Below are 15,817 nucleotides of genomic sequence, written 5' to 3' on the forward strand. Positions count from 1 at the left end.
AGGATATCATGAAAAACTTTCTTACCGCGACCTGCACCGCGCTGACGCTGGCCATCACCGGCCCTGTCGTCGCCGAAGAACTGACCGTTTATGACCTGCCCAGCAAATACATGAACTGGGCCGGTCTGGTGGAGGCCTATGAGGCCAAGACCGGCATTCGCCCCACGCTCGACCTCAAGAACGGATCGAGCACCGCGCTGGCCGCGCTCAAGCTCGAGGCGGCAAACCCGATCGCCAATGCGGCGTTCTGGTCGCTCGACATCGCCTCTGAGGCCAAGGCTTCCGGCGTCACTGCCCCGCTCAAGGTTGCGCGTTTTGACGAGATCCCCGCAGACCTGCGCGACCCGGAACACTATTGGTGGGGCGTCGGAACCGCCAATATCGTGATCGGCGTGAATACGGACGTCCTGGAACGTCGCGGCCTGCCGCTGCCGACCTCGTGGGCCGATCTGCTCGACCCGAAATACAAGGGGCTTGCCTGTTCGATGGATCCGACCTGGTCGGGCACTGCCTCGGTGTTCATGTATTCGATGAATGCGATCCTGGGCGGCACGCCTGACGATTTCACCACGGGCTTCAACTTTCTCAAGGCGTTCCAAGACAACGGTCACAGCTACCGCACCGAGATCGTGGCACCGCGTCTGGCGCAAGGCGAATGCCCGATCACCATTGATGCCGAGGGCAACATCCTGATCGAAAGGGCCAATGGCGCGCCGGTCGATGTGGTCGTTCCCTCGGAAGGTGTGGCGGCGGTGCCGCTCGGCATGGGGTTTGCCAAAGGTGCCCCCGAACCCGAGAAGGCCGCCGATTTCCTGAACTGGGTGCTGAGCGACGAGGCACAGGAAATCATCGCGCGCTCCTATTTCCGGCCTGTCATCGCCAGTGCGATCCCGGCGGAGATGTCGGATGCCTTCCCCGAGATCGCCCGTCAGGTGCCTGTGGACATCCCCCATGCCGCCGCCAATGTCGGCAATCTCAAACGCGCCTTCACCGCTGCCGTGCTGCAAGGCGGCGATGTCAAGGCTGCGCTGAGCGAAATCGGTCTGGCGGGAAGCTGAACCATCGCGCCGGGGGCGGCTTGCCTGCCCCCGGCCCCTTTTCCAATCTGACCGACCGGGGTCTTTGCCATGCGCGCCTTCATGATCGTAACGACCATAGCCCTGCTGGGCATATTCGCCCTCGGCCTGGCCTATCCGCTGGCAACTGTGATCCTCGTCAGCCTGACCGGCGAGAGTGGCGCGCCGACGCTTGATGTCTATCGCCGGGTCTTTGCGAGCGGCTACTTCATGCAGGCGCTGGCCGAGACCGTGATGTTCTGCCTTGTGACCTCGTTCATCGCGACGGCGTGGGCTCTGCCCCTGGCCTGGCGGATCGGGCGCAACGGGGCGGGGGCGCATTTCCTGCAAACCCTCAGCCAGATCAACTTCGCCTTCGCCGGTATCATCTACGGCATGTTGATGATCGTGCTGATGGGCAATGCCGGCGTGCTTGCCCTGCTTGAAGCATGGCTTCTGGGCACCGAGGCCACGCGCGGCCTGGCCTTCACGGCGTTCGGTCTCGGCGTCGCTTACCTGAGCTTTCAGATCCCGCGCTCGGCCCTCATTCTGGCCGAGGCGATCGCCAAGATGGATCCGGGCCTGCCGGCAGCGGCACGCACGCTGGGGGGGCGCGGTCCTGCGGTGACGTTTCTGGTCGTGGTGCCGATCCTGCGCCCGGCGCTGATCGAGGCGGCGGTCTTTTCCTTCCTTCTGGCGATGGCCTCCTTCGGGCCGGCCTTGCTGATCGCGCGCTCGGTCACGATCTTTCCCGCGGTCATCTACCGGGAATTCACCGGCTTTCTCAACTTTGGAAATGCCGCGGCCATGGCGATCCTGCTGTTGATTGTCGCTTTGGCGTTGGCGGGCGTACTGCGGCTTCTTGTTGGACGCGCGACGCCCTTTCACACGCAGACCGACGCCACCTGACCCTTGAGAGAGGAAGACAGACATGACCATCACGATGAACGGGATTGAAAAACGGTTCGGCGACAAACCGGTGCTCGAGGGGATCGACCTGGTTCTCGCGCCAGGGCGTGTGACGGCGCTCATTGGCGCGTCGGGCTCGGGTAAGACGACCTTGCTCAACATCATTGCAGGCTTGCTTGAACCGAGTGCCGGGCGCATCCTCTTTGACGGGCGCGATGTCACGCCGCTTGACGCGGCCGAGCGCAATATCGGCTATGTGTTCCAGAGCTTTGCGTTATTCCCGCATCTGAACGTGCGCGACAATGTGGCCTTCGGGCCGCGTATGCGCGGCATGAAACGTGCCGAGCGTCATGAGCGGGCCATGACGGCGCTTGCCCGCGTGCGGATGGACAGCTTTGCCGATCGCGGTGTCGATGCCCTATCCGGCGGACAGCGTCAACGCGTTGCTCTGGCGCGGGCCCTGGCGACGGAGCCTGATATCCTCTTGCTTGACGAGCCGCTTTCTGCGCTCGATCCGGTCCTGCGCGACGATATCCGCTCCGAATTGCGCGCGCTGCTCGAGCCTCTCGACATCACCACGCTCATCGTCACCCATGACAAGGCCGATGCCTTCGTTCTCGCCGACCGGATCGTCATGCTCTCGGGTGGACGTATCCTGCAGGAGGGCACGCCGCGCGATCTCTATGACCGACCAACCCATATCGAGGTGGCGGCGTTTTTCGGCGCGGTCAACACGCTGTTCGATGCAGCGAGCGAAGGTGGAACCGGGCCTATCCTGCGGCCCGAGGATCTGCGCCTTGCCGAGAACGCCGCGCGCGCCGATCTGACGATCACTGTTGGGCGGCAGCTCTATCTTGGCGATCGGTTACGGGTGATGGGGCTGACGGCGGACGGAACAAGCGTGACCGTCGATCTGCCCAAGGCCACCGGCTTGCGGGATGGCGATGTTCTGCATCTCAACCTGCCGCCGGGCCACCGCGACCGTGCGGCCGCGCCTCTGCTCAGCCTTCCGGGACGGTCATGACCGCCTCGGCCGGCATGTACGCGATCCCGACCCGGCGACGGCAGCGCGCCGGAGCGCGAGCCGAACGCTTTTGGGCCTGGGTCGAGCCGGTTCTCGTCTGGTCTCCGGCGGGGCTGCTACTGATACCGCTCCTCTTTCTCGCGATTGGGTCGTTCACAGCCCGTTGGGACAGTCGGGGCCTTTCGGGTCTCTCGCTCGACGCCTATGCTACGATCTGGTCAACGGCGCAGGGTGAGATCGGCTTCAGCCTGTTTCTCGCCATCGGTGTGAGCACGATCAATCTTTTGCTCGGGGTGCCGCTTGGTGTGCGCCTCGCGCAGGGCGGGCGGCGCGGGCAGGTTCTGGTCAAGGCCATCGTGAGCATGCCGATAGTGCTGCCGCCGATGATCGTGGCGATGGGTCTGGTCCTTGCCTGGCCGCGCTTGATCGGAAGCTGGGAAATCCTTATGCTGGCTCACCTTGTGTGGACCTTTCCGTTTGTGGTCTGGCCGGTGATGACAGCCATGATGGCACTTGATGCGCCGACACTTGCCGCAGCGGCGCGTACGCTCGGCGCGTCTGATTGGGCGATCTTTACCCGCGTGATCCTGCCCAATCTGCGCAATGCGATCCTGCTGGCCTGGTCGATGACCTTCATCATGTCATTTGCTGAGATCAACGGGTCGCTTTTCCTCGCCTCAGCGGGCAGTCATCCGGTCGGAGTGGGACTGCTCGAAAGTTTTCTCAATCTCGAAATCAGGGTAGCGGCAGCCTATACGGTCCTCTTCCTGCTTGTGCTAACACCGGTTTTTCTTCTGACGGTACGGCGGGGCGCGTAATGGTCGCAAAGATGCGGTGCGCGGGGGTTGCCGGTATGCTTGCCCCCCGAACGATAGAGCTATACGGTTGTCTGAGGCACTTGAATGGCTACAATCCGAATTGAGCATCGGCATCAACAAACCCTTAGTTCGATCCAGACGGCTTGGCCTTGTGCGTGGAAATCCTAGACCCGACGACTTTTCCATCCATGTAGTCGGCGGCTGCAGGATTATCCCGCGCATGGAGACGAGGTAACGGTTGATCTCGCGGTTTGCCGTTGGCGATGTTTGGCTCCCGCTTGCCCGCGCCGGACTTTCTCGGACCAGACCGTCTCGGTTGCGCGTCCTTTTGCGCGGCGCACCTCGCGTGTCGGGGAGATTGTCAGCCATCTTGGGCATGCGACCGGCGGGCGGCCTGCCGAGCGGCTCTTGCACCGTTTGGGCCTTGGGGTCAGCGATGACACGGTGCTCAGGCAGCTGAAGAAGTGTGCTCAAGGCACCGCCGAGCCGCCGACGGTCATCGGGATCGACGACTGGAGCTGGCGGAAGTCGCAAACCTACGGCACGATCATTGTCGATCTGGAGCGTCGCGTGGTCATCGACATTCTCGAGGATCGAGACGTCGTCGGGAGTGGACAAAAGATGGGGGTCATGCGGCGCGTTTTCTGTTTGCGACGGTCAGCCGACCATCGAGAACTGCGGCCCTTGTGACGGCTACTCGGTGAGCCCCTTTGGGCGACCAACGCATCCTTCTGCGCTTTCCCATGCGGGCATTGGCAATGTCATCGACTGATCCTTCGGCACGAGATGACGAGATGGGCAGCCCGTTACGGTACCGTCGGCCATAGTCGACAAGGGATTCCATGTTGTTCGCGAGATAGGTGTACAGTGTCTCGCATCGGGCCTGCAAACGAGCGGCAGCGGTGCGAACAGCCAGAGGTTCTTCCGCAAGGCGGGTGCAATCGTGCATGAGCCCCTTCAGATAAGTTTCCGCGACCCGTGCTCTGCCATGCCAAAGCCACCAGCGGAGGCTTTTCGCGGGGCGCTGGAACAGCACCGGAATTCCAGTGAACCCCGGTATCTGGACCAGACCCTGAACGGCGGCCTCGACATGTCGAATCCGCATCGAGATGTGCCACCAGTCGAGGATATGCTTCACCTGGCCGTCGCCACCCATGGCATTCCGTATGAGGTTCGGGAGAGCAATCTCGCCATCAGAGATTACCGTCAACAGACGGCCCGGCTTCCATCCAAAGTCTGACAGCTCTTCTCGCATACGGCTGCCTGGCGATGCCGTCGCATTGGCGACCAAGCCAAATCGTCGGCACATATTGCGACTTTCTATCTTACCGACCACAAGATCGAGGTGTCGCTGCTGATACTCCGGTCGACAGCGGATATGCGCACCGTCCAGAAAAACCGTCAAACCACCTTTGGGCGGTGCTTCAACGGGATCGCCTGATGCCCTTCGACTTTTCTCGAGCCCAGTGGCTACTCTTCCCAACCGGTCACGTACCGTGGTGTGATGGGGCGGATGGCAGGGGAGGAAGCTTTTCATCAGCCGCGCGGCTTCGCGAAAGGAATGCCGGGACCCAAGCTCCGCATGTAGCCGCTGCAGCTCCGGGGTAGCTCGGTCTGGAAAGAAATAGGCCAGCGGAGAAATAGGTCCGCCGGGCACCGCCGCTGACCTGGCATCACAAGAACAGCGGCGCAAGCGCGCGGCTTTGACCCGAACCCGGCCAAAGAGCGTGTCGAGATCGCGCGTGCGATAGTCATGAATGGCACGAACCGAGGCGCAATCCGGGCATACGCGGCTTTCTCGGATGATTTCCTCAACCTGATCGCAAAGAATTGCCCGCTGAATCTGTTCGACAACCCTCTTCCCATCCTCAAGGCGCAGCCCGATCCCGTCTGGACAGGTCACCCGGTAGGGTCGAGAAATGCCTTCAAGCAGATGAGTGCGCTTCTCCCCGTTGTCGAAGGTAGTTTCGATTGTAATCCGTACGTCCATGACAGCCCCCCTCGCAAAGAGCTTACCTTAGCACAGGCCAGATCACCGACGACGACCCCCATGTTTTGTCCACTCCCCGTCGTGTCTCAGATTTAAGGGCAACGCGACACCATTTTATCTGACGACGGACACTCACGTTAATGAAGAGCTCATGTTGCCGATCTTGACGTAACCAACCGCACAGCCTAGGACCAATCGGATGGTTGAACGTTTCAATAGCCGCAGCTAAGAAGTATTGCAAAGCCACCATTTCCCATCAGGCGAGGAACTGGAAACGACGGGGCATCGCTACGAGTGGCTCTATAACTAGCAGCTCTCGCAATCAGCATTGGGCAGCATGACGCCCTCGCAGGCGATGAAGGACTGGCAGAAACTCAAGCCAGCGCTGGACAAGAAACAGCTATACTACCTGAGACGGGACGTGCCAACTATTAGAACTGGTCAAATAATGCGCACCGAAGCGAAATCAATTACTGCCCGAAGCTCGCGACGAACGCAGGCTGAGCGATCACATGAAACCCGCGTCAAAATCTGCGAAGCAACGCTCCAAGCGCTGGTTGAAGTTGGCTATGAGCAGATCTCTACCACCCTTATTGCGCGGAGGGCAAAGGTTTCGCGCGGTGCACTTACCCACCAGTTTCCTACACGCAATGACATGTTAATTGCGGCCTTTGATAAGCTGGTTGAGGGGTGGCGCGAAGGTTATCCCTTTAACCTCGATCCTGACAAGGAGCAGCTATCAGTGCATGCACTCATTGAGGCGCTCTGGGAGAATATCTACTCAGGTGGCCGCTACATAGCAGCGATGGAATTTATGTTGGCAGCAAGACAAGACAACGAACTTGGTCAATCGCTGCGCGAAATCTTGGAAACTTGGACACGGAAGCGTGACCGGGTGATCGTGCGGCTTGGGGGTGGAAACGTCGACGATTCGGATGCCGAAACAATGGCCAAGCTTCACCTCTCAGTATTGCGTGGAATTGCTATGCATCGGAGCTTAGATTCCGACCCCAAAACTGCCAGAAAACTGGTCGATCTATGGAAACAGATCGCAATAAATGAATGACGAGCTAGTTGTCAGATCGCAGCAGTTCATACTGTTGTGGCTGATCTTGCCCGGGACAGAGATGCCGTCGTCGGCTTTGAGTCGACTGGCGGTCAAGAATGGCAGCTCTAGGCGCTTTTGGAGGCAGAAGGTGTTGCAGCCCGCTAGGTGCCCCCGCTCAGGTGAAGGCGTTTGAGTAAAGCCGAGGCACGCGCGCCAAGACCGACCTGATCTATGCGGAACTCATCGCCCGCTTCTTTGCTTTCCGTCCCGAAACAGGCCGCAGCCTTCCCGCAGAAAACTATGCCTTCTCAAATCCTTGACGTCGAAATGAACCAAATTGATCGAGATGCGCAAACGGCTACTGACCCAAGTCTGCGCAAAGCAGAAACTGGTCTTGTCACGGTTTAGTTCCGGTCTCTTTCGAGCAATGTTTGCTATGAAGGAGATTGAGAATGGCAACGAGATACACAGACGAGTTTCGCCGTGATGCAGTGCGCATCGCAACGACCAGTGGACTGACACGACCACAAGCGGCTTCTGATTTGGGGATTGGGCTTTCGACGCTGAACAAGTGGGTCCAAAAGCATCAGCATGATGACCTGATGTCGGGTCCTCACGAAGACGTTGAGAAAGAGAACGAACGCCTTCGCAAGGAAGCCCGGCTGCTGCGAGAGGAGAGGGAAGTGTTAAAAAACCTTTCCGGGCCGCAGCCCGCCTGTGCGCGGTATAAACAGCCTGTGCTATGCTGCGCCTGAAGGGCAGTTGCCGATTGCTTATTGGAGGGTCAGACCCCGTTAAAAAACGTGGCACATGGGTTGATGCGCACTTGAGAGTGGTGACGCCGCTGTTGCGGTGATCCCGGTTAGGAAGATGACGAACTTGCATGGCCCACGCCCTTCTTCCCAAACGGAGGAGATGCCATGACGAACTCTATGACCGGCGGCCACCCGGATTTGAAGATGGTCAATCCAAATGCCGCGGCGATTGATATCGGCTCGACCATGCATATGGCTGCGGTAAACCCTGATTCCTGCGACATGCCAGTACGTGCTTTTGGAACATTCACGCAGGATCTGCATGCGCTGGCGGCATGGTTCAAATCCTGCGGTGTCACCAGCGTCGCGATGGAATCGACCGGTGTTTACTGGATCCCGGCTTTTGAGATACTTGAGGGCCATGGGCTTCATGTGATCTTGGTGAATGCGCGCTACGCCAAGAACGTGCCGGGTCGCAAAACCGATGTCAGCGATGCCGGATGGCTGCGTCAGCTACACTCCTATGGCCTGTTGCGTGGCAGTTTCCGGCCTGAGGCCGAGATCGCCACCCTGCGCGCTTACATGCGCCAACGGGAACGGCTCACTGAGTATGCCGCAGCCCATATCCAGCACATGCAGAAGGCACTCATGGAGATGAACCTGCAATTGCATCATGTCGTCTCCGACATCACCGGCATCACAGGAATGCGGATCATCCGCGCCATTGTCGGTGGCGAGCGTGATCCGGAGGCTCTCGCCGCGTTCCGGGATGTTCGCTGCAAATCCTCTGTGGACATGATCAAAGCTGCGCTGCTCGGCAACGACCGTGAGGAACATATCTTTGCCCTGACACAGTCGCTGGAGCTCTACGATTTCTACAAAGCGCAGATCAAGGTGTGCGACCGTAGGCTGGAGGCGGCGGTTGGAGCCCTGACAGTCCGGGCTGACGGTGATCTGGCTCCATTGCCCAAGGCGCGGATCAAGCGCAAGCAGCACAACGCTCCATCCTTCGATGTGCGGGCGGCGCTATATGGAGTATTGGGCGTGGATCTGACGCAAATCCACGGCCTTGGGCCTTCGCTCGCACAGAAGCTGGTTGCCGAATGCGGCACCGATTTGCGCGCCTGGAAGAGCGCCAAGCACTTCACGTCGTGGCTCTGCCTGGCCCCCGGAAACAAGATATCTGGTGGCAAGCTACTGTCTTCGCGGACACGTCGATCTTCAAGCCGCGCCGCTGCTCTTCTGCGTCTGGCTGCCGTCACGATTGGCCGCAGTGACACGGCTTTGGGCGCGTTCTATCGACGACTGTCATCTCGCATCGGCAAGCAAAAGGCAGTTACGGCGACAGCGCGCAAGATTGCCGTTCTATTTTACAACGCCATTCGCCATGGCATGACCCATCAAGATCAAGGTGCCGCGGCCTATGATGAGCGACATCGACAACGTGTGCTGTCAAACCTTCAGCGCCGCGCCAAGACCCTCGGATTTGCATTGGCACCCATAACAGAGGAGGTCGCTGTTTCTTAGGAAGGCGGCGATCTTCTTTGCAGGCCAAAGCCGGTGAGGTTCGCCTTCATTGACGCCTGGAAAGAAGTTTGGCCCGTGGAATTTCTCTGCCGTATCATGCAGGTCACATCTCGTGGGTTCCGTGCTTGGCGGATACGCCCAATGAGCCAACGACAGCGAGATGATATGGTGCTTTTGGCCCACATTCGTGAGCAGCATCGGCTTAGCTTGCAAAGCTACGGGCGGCCCCGGATGACCGAAGAACTGGAAGAGCTGGGGCTGAGCGTCGGTCACGGTCGTGTGGGCCGCCTGATGCGTGAGAACGGCATCAAAGTCATCAGAACGCAGAAATACAAGGCGACGACGGACAGCAATCACACGTTCAACATTGCACCCAACCTGCTGGATCAGGACTTCTCAGCGGATGGCCCCAATCAAAAGTGGGCCGGAGATATCAGCTACATCTGGACCAGTGAGGGCTGGCTTTATCTGGCCGTCATCCTTGACCTGTACTCTCGCCGCGTAATCGGTTGGGCGGTTAGCAACCGGATGAAGCGAGATCTGGCGATCAGGGCGTTAGATATGGCCGTTGCTTTGCGACAGCCGCCCGAAGGGTGCATTCATCATACGGATCGCGGGTCGCAATATTGTTCCAACGAGTATCAACGACGTCTTTCCAAGCATGGCTTCAAGGTCTCGATGAGTGGCAAGGGCAATTGTTACGACAATTCCATGGTGGAAACGTTCTTCAAATCCATTAAGGCTGAGCTGATTTGGCGGAACCGTTGGGAAACACGCCGTCAGGCCGAGGGCGCGATATTCCAGTACATTAACGGCTTTTATAACCCGCGCCGTCGCCACTCATCGCTCGGCGGCAAAAGCCCCTTGGCTTTCGAGCGGAAGGCCGCATAAATGAGTTGAGAGACCGGAACGTAAGCGCGACAAGACCAGTCTGTTGGAGGTGGCCACCGTTCTCCGTTCCATCATGAGGATCGGCCCGGTTGCCAGCTTAATACTGATCGCTGAGATGCCCATGATAGGCACTATCTCCGGGGAAGAGGCTGCTGCACTCACTGGGTTAACGTCGGGCGCGCACGTTAGTGGAACCCATCGCGCGAAACGGGCCATCGCCGGAGGTCGCCGTGCAATGCGGCATTTGATGTTTCGGGCGGCATTGGTCGCGGCACATCACAATCCAAGCCTGATATCCTTCGCAAGGCCGGAAAACCGCACAAGGTCATTATCATGGCGTCGCGAGAAAGCTCGTCACCATCGAGAACGTCCTGTGCAAAACCGTCGGAAATGGACTGACCCGACGGTCTGAGAGATACAGTCGCTACAAATTTTTGGCACCTTGGGTCCTTATTATCTCCGCGGAAAAATAAGTAGTTGATTTACGAGCAGGACTGCTCGTATGATACAAACAGACTTGTTCGTAATCTGCTTGCATGACGAGCGATTCGATATTTAAAAACCGCCCGTGCTCACGGGCCGAAAACGGGGAAAACAACATGACCATCAAAACACTTCTTGGCGCAATCGCCGTTCTAAGTCTCACCGTCTCGCCGACGTTGGCCGCAACTTGGGACCTTTCGAACGAATATCCTGCCGGTTCTCTGCAAGGTCAGACCGCTGAGTTCTTCGCTAACGCCGTGGCTGAGAAGACAGAGGGCGAAGTCGTGGTTACGGTGCATCATGGAGCGGCGCTTGGATATAAGAGCGTCGACAACTTCGATGCAGTGGGCGACGGCGCATTGCAGGCCGCATCTTCGGCTTTTGTGTTCTGGACCGGTATCGACCCCATCTTCCAACTGTCCTCGTTGCCGTTCCTCGCTCCGACGTCAGAGGATGTTCGTGACCTATATGAGCTGGCGAAGCCGGAGTATGAGAAGGTCCTCGAAAGCAACAATCAGATACTGTTGCTCGCAACGCCGTGGCCGTCCTCGGGTCTTTGGGGTAACAAAGCCTTCACCTCTACAGCCGATCTCGAAGGCGTGAAGGTCCGCACCTATGACGTTGCTTCTACTGAAACTATTAAGAACACCGGCGCCTTTCCAATTCAGATCTCTTGGGCCGACGTATCAGCACAGCTCTCGACCAATGCGATCGACGCCGTACTTACCTCGCCCAATGGCGGCGTTGGGGTTCAAATGTGGGAACTGCAGTCGGATTTTACCAATTTAAATTATGCCTCATCGCTGCAGGCAATCCATCTGAATGTGGACGCCTGGAACGACCTGAGCGAATCACAACAGGCAGCCGTTAAGGAAGCGGCCGCCGAAGCCGAAGCTTTTGGGTGGGGGCTTTTGGCGGATGCGACTTCCAAAGACTTTGAAACCATGCGCGAAAACGGCATGACTGTGACCGAAGAAGTCCCCTCCGAATTCGCAACAGCACTGACTGCGGCCGCGCAACCATTCATTGACCAGTGGCTCGAAGAAACAGGTGAGCGTGCGCAGTCCATAATGTCCGCTTACCAGAAGCGATAGTACCTCCCTCAACTGGCGTGGGCAGTCTTCTTTTCTGTCCACGCTTTTTTCCCATCGCTGGAGATCTGCATGAAACATTTTTATTTGGGCGTTTTTGCCCTGTCTCGACTGGCTGCCGTAATTGCTTCATTTGCGCTGGTTTACATGGTGGGCCATATCGTCTTTGAGATTATCCTACGAGGCTTCTTTGCTACCTCGACTTTCGTCCTTGACGAATTTGTTGGGTATGCAATTGCAATTTGCGTGATTTGGTCGCTGGGCTATGTTCTGGAACATGGGGATCTCATCCGCGTCGGCCTGGTACTCGATCGCCTGCCAGAGCAAGCACAGCGACTGACGACTGCAGCGGCAGCTTTGGTGGCCTGCTCACTTACCATAGGGCTGACCTGGATTTTCTGGATGCGGGTCGTGCGAGCATGGTCGCGCGGTACCGTGTCATCCTCAGTTGCTGCGGTGCCGACGTGGATACCCGAGGGCGCAATCATGATAGGTTTCGGACTCTTTGCACTAGCTGCCTTTGCGTACGGGCTCCGTCACATCACCGGACACCCTTCGCCCGCTCAACACACGCCGCTGGCGACCCCTGTCGAATAAGCCGCATCAAACCGGAGATATTGTATGGACACGCTTGTAATTGCGGCTGCTACGCTGGGCTTCCTATTGTTGTTTCTCGGCCTAGGCATCTGGGTGTTCATCTCGCTGGCCCTAGTGGCCACAGCTTCGCTGTTCTTTCTAGACGGAATGGGTTTTCCGCGTATCGGCTCAATCGCGGCAAGTATCATCTATCGCTATTCTACAAGCTGGGAACTGTCGGCCATCCCGATGTTCATCTGGATGGGCGAGATCATCTTCCGTACTGATATCTCGACGCGGCTGTTTCGCGGTCTGTCGCCGTTCGTTGACTACATCCCCGGCCGCTTGTTTCATACCAACGTACTTGGATGCACGCTATTCGCAGCGGTATCAGGCTCTTCGCCCGCCACCACCGCTACAGTTGGGCGCATTACCACGCGCGAGCTGGCTAAACGGGGCTATGACGACCGACTTTCGCTGGGGTCACTTGCAGGAGCTGGCTCCCTCGGCCTTATGATCCCACCGTCAATCGTGATGATCGTCTACGGAATTCTTGCCGAGCAGTCGATCTCGCGTCTATTCGCGGCCGGTGTGCTGCCAGGGCTGATGATTTGTGCGCTCTTTTCAGGTTATATCATGATACGCGCCACTCTGAATCCGGCGCTGGTTCCGGCTAAACGTGAGTCACGCAGCGTGGTGGATTTTCTGCGCGCACTCTTGGACCTTGCGCCGCTTGCAGTGTTGATGACTATTGTCCTTGGTTCGATCTACAGTGGCATTGCCACTCCGTCCGAGGCTGCAGCCATCGGCGTGATCGCCGCCATCTTTATCTCTATCGTGACGCGCCAGCTATCGCTGACCCTGCTGCGTGATACATTGATGGGTGCGCTGCGGACCTCGACCATGGTGTGCTCAATCTTGATTGCTGCAGCCTTCATGTCCACCGCTATTGGCTATTTGCATATACCCGCCGATGTCGCCGACGGCATTGCCTCGCTGGACCTACCCCCTTGGGGACTACTGTTGGTGCTGTCATTGTTCTATCTCGGCCTCGGTTTCTTCCTCGACGGCACCTCAATCGTGGTTATGAGTTTGCCCATCTCGCTGCCGCTCGCATTGCAGGCGGGCTTTGATCCGATCTGGTTCGGAATCTACCTGGTGTTGATGATAGAGATGGCGCAGGTAACCCCCCCGGTTGGCTTTAACCTGTTCGTTTTACAGGGCATTTCGGGCCGACCGCTCAGCTATGTTTCACGCGCCGCGCTTCCTTTCTTTGTACTGATGCTGGTCGGGGTCGCTCTGCTGGCCGTCTTCCCAGGCATAGCATTGTGGCTCCCGAACTCTCTGTATGGATAATCCAATGACCCCGAAAGTAGTCGACTTCTCCGCCCTGCTGGTCGCACAGACCAAGCCGAATCAGCCTTATTCGCTATTTCGTGCAGTACAGGACACTTGCGAAACCCGCTTCGGCTTCCGTTTTCTAACCATCTTGAAGAACCTTCCCGGCACCGGAAACGTAATGCGGATGCACAGTTCCGAGGCAGACTATCCAACCGGCGTGTTCAAACCCATGGGCCTGACTCAGTGGGGTAGGGTGGTGTTAGACGGTGGCCAGAGTTGGTTAGGAAATTCGCGCGAGGATGTGTTCTGGGCCTTCCCGGACGCCGAACTCATCCTGTCCAAAGGCTGCGAGGCCTGTGCCTGTGCTCCGGTGCTATGGGCTGGTCGTTGCATCGGCGTACTATCGCTGAACTCCACGCGAGATAGTTACTCCTCCGAGGATATGGCTGAACTGACCTTAATTGCGCAGAGCCTCGCGCCAGCGCTGATATGAATCGGAAAGAGTGACCAAGATGAGCACATCGTTGATTAAGAACGCCAGTAATGTCGATGGCACCGGTCAGGATATGATTGATCTAGTGCGGATCAACATTAACGATGTTCAAATCCATCACACGCGTATGCAAGTTTCTTTCGAAATGAGAGCCGAGCTCAACCTGGACAGGCTGACCGTCATGCTTAGATTGATCACCTATCGTTATGTCGCGGCTGCCACTGCATCTCGATCGGCTCCCCAACATCGAAGTGCACAGGCGTTAAATAAACACAGCTCGAGCCAATCCGTTGCAGAAGAGTTAGATTTTTTCGCGAATTTTGATGGCCTGCTTAATCCAACCCTAATTCTTCTTATACGCGACAATGCGGTTCTACTCTGGCAACTCACGCAGGCTGTTTCAGGCCACACTGCTCTGCACCTGTTCCATGTCATAGGATATGTGCGGCAGTTCATGCGGCCGGTGCTGCTTATTTTTAAGGTGCGGGCGCAATTTGGTGATGAGGTCTGCCTATGACGCGGCGTATAATACTGTTAGGCGCGGGCAATATGGGCTATGCGATGCTCGACGGTTGGCTACGGCAAGATCCAATGCTCGAGGTTCATGTCGTAGAACCTGTCGCGACATTGCGGGGCCGCGCCGATGCTCTTGGCGCAACAACAGTTCCCACGTTAAGCGATCTACCAGAAGGTATACAGCCCGATCTAGTGGTGCTGGTGGTTAAGCCGCAGATGGTGGCTCCTATTCTTGCCAAATGCGGCAAGTTTGCCGGCGGCCACACGACCTTCCTTTCGGTCGCAGCAGGGATCACGCTAGGATCAATGCGTGCAGCCTTGCCAGAAGCCGCCCCAATCATCCGTTGTATGCCCAACACCCCTGCTGCCATCGGTGAAGGAATGATAGTGCTTTGTGCTGGCGCAGATGTGCCAAGCGCGGCTAGGCGCTTTGTACAGGTCCTTATGGCATCCTCCGGTGCGGTTAGCTGGATCACAGATGAAGCACAGATGGATGCGGTGACCGCGATTTCCGGCTCCGGTCCCGCCTATGTGTTTCACTTCATCGAAGTGCTGGCTGAAGCGGGCCAGTCCCTCGGCCTGCCAGCCGATACAGCTGCAATTCTGGCTGTACAAACAATCGCGGGTGCTGGCCGTATGGCAGTGATGTCAGACGCTTCCCCCAGTGCTTTGCGCGCGCAAGTGACTAGTCCAAACGGCACAACCGCGGCGGCATTGGCTGTATTAATGCAGGGGCAAGCGCTGAAACAGCTTGTCGAACGGGCCGCCTTAGCGGCGTACGCCCGCAGTATTGAATTGGGCCAGGAGAGCTAAATGACGCAACATTCTCAATACGAGTCTCTCGTCATATTGATCCCCGGCAGATTAGGAACCCTTCAGGAAATGGCAATGCGCGAAACCTTTACATATGATTTCCTCAGTATGGAACTGCCTCCGACAGTTTGTGATCCCGAATACAATAGGGTTGTCTTCAAGAAGGGTATATCAACCCTTTGTGGAACAAATATTGCCCGCTTTTTTACGGAAGAGCGAGCGGATTTGATGACCTTCGCTGCTTGCAATGTCTGTAGGCATATCCATGCCGCATCTCCCAGCAATCATTATCGGACTCCGATTCCAGGTGAGTGCGTTGGCGATATTAAGCAACAGCCAAATCACGATGATATGCGCGACCTTTGGTGCCGCAATGCCAATGTTCTCGATCTGCAATTTAGGTTCAACTATCTTGAAATCTGAAACTATGCCGCAGCAACGTTTGAGAGTTTTAGGCTGATGTACTTAGTCACTACTTAATGGGTTG

General features: G+C 57.5%; 15 protein-coding genes and 2 pseudogenes. 16 read left to right on the plus strand and 1 reads right to left on the minus strand.

Going from position 1 to position 15,817, the window contains the following annotated elements; genetic code table 11:
- Nucleotides 1-8 precede the first annotated feature (8 nt).
- The 4 genes from SULPSESMR1_RS23440 to SULPSESMR1_RS23455 all read left to right on the plus strand — a co-directional run bounded on the left by SULPSESMR1_RS23440 (nucleotide 9) and on the right by SULPSESMR1_RS23455 (nucleotide 3,806).
- A complete protein-coding gene (locus SULPSESMR1_RS23440; protein ID WP_037239960.1) occupies nucleotides 9-1,058 on the plus strand; it encodes an extracellular solute-binding protein in 1,050 nt (349 codons plus the stop codon).
- Between the two features lie 69 nt (nucleotides 1,059-1,127).
- Nucleotides 1,128-1,964 carry a hypothetical protein gene (locus tag SULPSESMR1_RS23445; RefSeq protein WP_037239958.1) on the plus strand — a complete coding sequence of 279 codons (837 nt, stop codon included), beginning with the start codon at nucleotides 1,128-1,130 and terminating at the stop codon, nucleotides 1,962-1,964.
- 22 nt (nucleotides 1,965-1,986) lie between these two features.
- Nucleotides 1,987-2,988, plus strand: coding sequence for an ABC transporter ATP-binding protein (locus SULPSESMR1_RS23450; RefSeq protein ID WP_051922135.1), 1,002 nt, complete (start codon nucleotides 1,987-1,989; stop codon nucleotides 2,986-2,988).
- Nucleotides 2,985-3,806: an ABC transporter permease gene (locus tag SULPSESMR1_RS23455; protein WP_037239957.1), complete on the plus strand. Its 822-nt coding sequence runs from the start codon at nucleotides 2,985-2,987 to the stop codon at nucleotides 3,804-3,806. The genes SULPSESMR1_RS23450 and SULPSESMR1_RS23455 overlap by 4 nt, the downstream gene beginning before the upstream one ends.
- A 628-nt stretch (nucleotides 3,807-4,434) precedes the next feature.
- Here the strand turns inward: SULPSESMR1_RS23455 and SULPSESMR1_RS23460 are convergent.
- Nucleotides 4,435-5,796, minus strand: a complete 1,362-nt coding sequence (locus SULPSESMR1_RS23460) for an ISKra4 family transposase (RefSeq protein ID WP_089423474.1) — start codon at nucleotides 5,794-5,796, stop codon at nucleotides 4,435-4,437.
- 337 nt (nucleotides 5,797-6,133) lie between these two features.
- Between SULPSESMR1_RS23460 and SULPSESMR1_RS23465 the strand changes: the two genes are divergently transcribed.
- From SULPSESMR1_RS23465 to SULPSESMR1_RS23525, 12 genes and pseudogenes are all read left to right on the plus strand, one after another.
- Entirely contained in the window at nucleotides 6,134-6,862 is a 729-nt protein-coding gene (locus SULPSESMR1_RS23465; protein WP_089423475.1) for a TetR/AcrR family transcriptional regulator, read from the plus strand.
- Nucleotides 6,863-7,296: 434 nt separating this feature from the next.
- A pseudogene (locus tag SULPSESMR1_RS23475) lies at nucleotides 7,297-7,536 on the plus strand (transposase); the annotation flags it as partial.
- Nucleotides 7,537-7,764: 228 nt separating this feature from the next.
- A complete protein-coding gene (locus tag SULPSESMR1_RS23480) occupies nucleotides 7,765-9,126 on the plus strand; it encodes an IS110 family transposase (RefSeq protein WP_089423478.1) in 1,362 nt (453 codons plus the stop codon).
- Between the two features lie 12 nt (nucleotides 9,127-9,138).
- A pseudogene (locus SULPSESMR1_RS23485) lies at nucleotides 9,139-10,017 on the plus strand (IS3 family transposase); the annotation flags it as partial.
- A gap of 49 nt (nucleotides 10,018-10,066) precedes the next feature.
- Complete coding sequence (locus SULPSESMR1_RS25910; RefSeq protein ID WP_349813536.1) at nucleotides 10,067-10,429, plus strand: transposase; 363 nt, start codon at nucleotides 10,067-10,069, stop codon at nucleotides 10,427-10,429.
- A 187-nt stretch (nucleotides 10,430-10,616) separates the two neighbouring features.
- Nucleotides 10,617-11,594, plus strand: a complete 978-nt coding sequence (locus SULPSESMR1_RS23495) for a TRAP transporter substrate-binding protein (RefSeq protein WP_157729112.1) — start codon at nucleotides 10,617-10,619, stop codon at nucleotides 11,592-11,594.
- Nucleotides 11,595-11,663: 69 nt separating this feature from the next.
- A complete protein-coding gene (locus SULPSESMR1_RS23500) occupies nucleotides 11,664-12,188 on the plus strand; it encodes a TRAP transporter small permease subunit (protein WP_089423481.1) in 525 nt (174 codons plus the stop codon).
- A gap of 24 nt (nucleotides 12,189-12,212) precedes the next feature.
- Complete coding sequence (locus SULPSESMR1_RS23505) at nucleotides 12,213-13,523, plus strand: TRAP transporter large permease (protein WP_089423482.1); 1,311 nt, start codon at nucleotides 12,213-12,215, stop codon at nucleotides 13,521-13,523.
- A 4-nt stretch (nucleotides 13,524-13,527) separates the two neighbouring features.
- A complete protein-coding gene (locus tag SULPSESMR1_RS23510; protein WP_089423483.1) occupies nucleotides 13,528-14,001 on the plus strand; it encodes a GAF domain-containing protein in 474 nt (157 codons plus the stop codon).
- 19 nt (nucleotides 14,002-14,020) lie between these two features.
- The gene (locus tag SULPSESMR1_RS23515) at nucleotides 14,021-14,518 is read left to right on the plus strand and encodes a hypothetical protein (protein WP_089423484.1); all 498 of its coding nucleotides are present in this window, start codon (nucleotides 14,021-14,023) and stop codon (nucleotides 14,516-14,518) included.
- Entirely contained in the window at nucleotides 14,515-15,330 is an 816-nt protein-coding gene (gene proC, locus SULPSESMR1_RS23520; RefSeq protein WP_089423485.1) for a pyrroline-5-carboxylate reductase, read from the plus strand. Before SULPSESMR1_RS23515 ends, proC begins: the two co-directional genes overlap by 4 nt.
- Nucleotides 15,331-15,753: a hypothetical protein gene (locus SULPSESMR1_RS23525; RefSeq protein WP_089423486.1), complete on the plus strand. Its 423-nt coding sequence runs from the start codon at nucleotides 15,331-15,333 to the stop codon at nucleotides 15,751-15,753.
- Nucleotides 15,754-15,817 lie beyond the last annotated feature (64 nt).

It is taken from the genome of Pseudosulfitobacter pseudonitzschiae (assembly GCF_002222635.1).
Lineage (GTDB): Bacteria > Pseudomonadota > Alphaproteobacteria > Rhodobacterales > Rhodobacteraceae > Pseudosulfitobacter > Pseudosulfitobacter pseudonitzschiae_A.

Excerpts from the sequence above, each read along its gene's own strand:
- SULPSESMR1_RS23455 (WP_037239957.1), top strand. The coding sequence starts at position 2,985 with ATGACCGCCTCGGCCGGCATGTACGCGATCCCGACCCGGCGACGGCAG.
- SULPSESMR1_RS23445 (WP_037239958.1), top strand. The coding sequence starts at position 1,128 with ATGCGCGCCTTCATGATCGTAACGACCATAGCCCTGCTGGGCATATTC.
- SULPSESMR1_RS23465 (WP_089423475.1), top strand. The coding sequence starts at position 6,134 with ATGACGCCCTCGCAGGCGATGAAGGACTGGCAGAAACTCAAGCCAGCG.
- SULPSESMR1_RS23505 (WP_089423482.1), top strand. The coding sequence starts at position 12,213 with ATGGACACGCTTGTAATTGCGGCTGCTACGCTGGGCTTCCTATTGTTG.
- proC (WP_089423485.1), top strand. The coding sequence starts at position 14,515 with ATGACGCGGCGTATAATACTGTTAGGCGCGGGCAATATGGGCTATGCG.
- SULPSESMR1_RS23480 (WP_089423478.1), top strand. The coding sequence starts at position 7,765 with ATGACGAACTCTATGACCGGCGGCCACCCGGATTTGAAGATGGTCAAT.
- SULPSESMR1_RS23510 (WP_089423483.1), top strand. The coding sequence starts at position 13,528 with ATGACCCCGAAAGTAGTCGACTTCTCCGCCCTGCTGGTCGCACAGACC.
- SULPSESMR1_RS23525 (WP_089423486.1), top strand. The coding sequence starts at position 15,331 with ATGACGCAACATTCTCAATACGAGTCTCTCGTCATATTGATCCCCGGC.
- SULPSESMR1_RS23450 (WP_051922135.1), top strand. The coding sequence starts at position 1,987 with ATGACCATCACGATGAACGGGATTGAAAAACGGTTCGGCGACAAACCG.
- SULPSESMR1_RS23495 (WP_157729112.1), top strand. The coding sequence starts at position 10,617 with ATGACCATCAAAACACTTCTTGGCGCAATCGCCGTTCTAAGTCTCACC.
- SULPSESMR1_RS23460 (WP_089423474.1), bottom strand. The coding sequence starts at position 5,796 with ATGGACGTACGGATTACAATCGAAACTACCTTCGACAACGGGGAGAAG.
- SULPSESMR1_RS23500 (WP_089423481.1), top strand. The coding sequence starts at position 11,664 with ATGAAACATTTTTATTTGGGCGTTTTTGCCCTGTCTCGACTGGCTGCC.
- SULPSESMR1_RS23440 (WP_037239960.1), top strand. The coding sequence starts at position 9 with ATGAAAAACTTTCTTACCGCGACCTGCACCGCGCTGACGCTGGCCATC.
- SULPSESMR1_RS23515 (WP_089423484.1), top strand. The coding sequence starts at position 14,021 with ATGAGCACATCGTTGATTAAGAACGCCAGTAATGTCGATGGCACCGGT.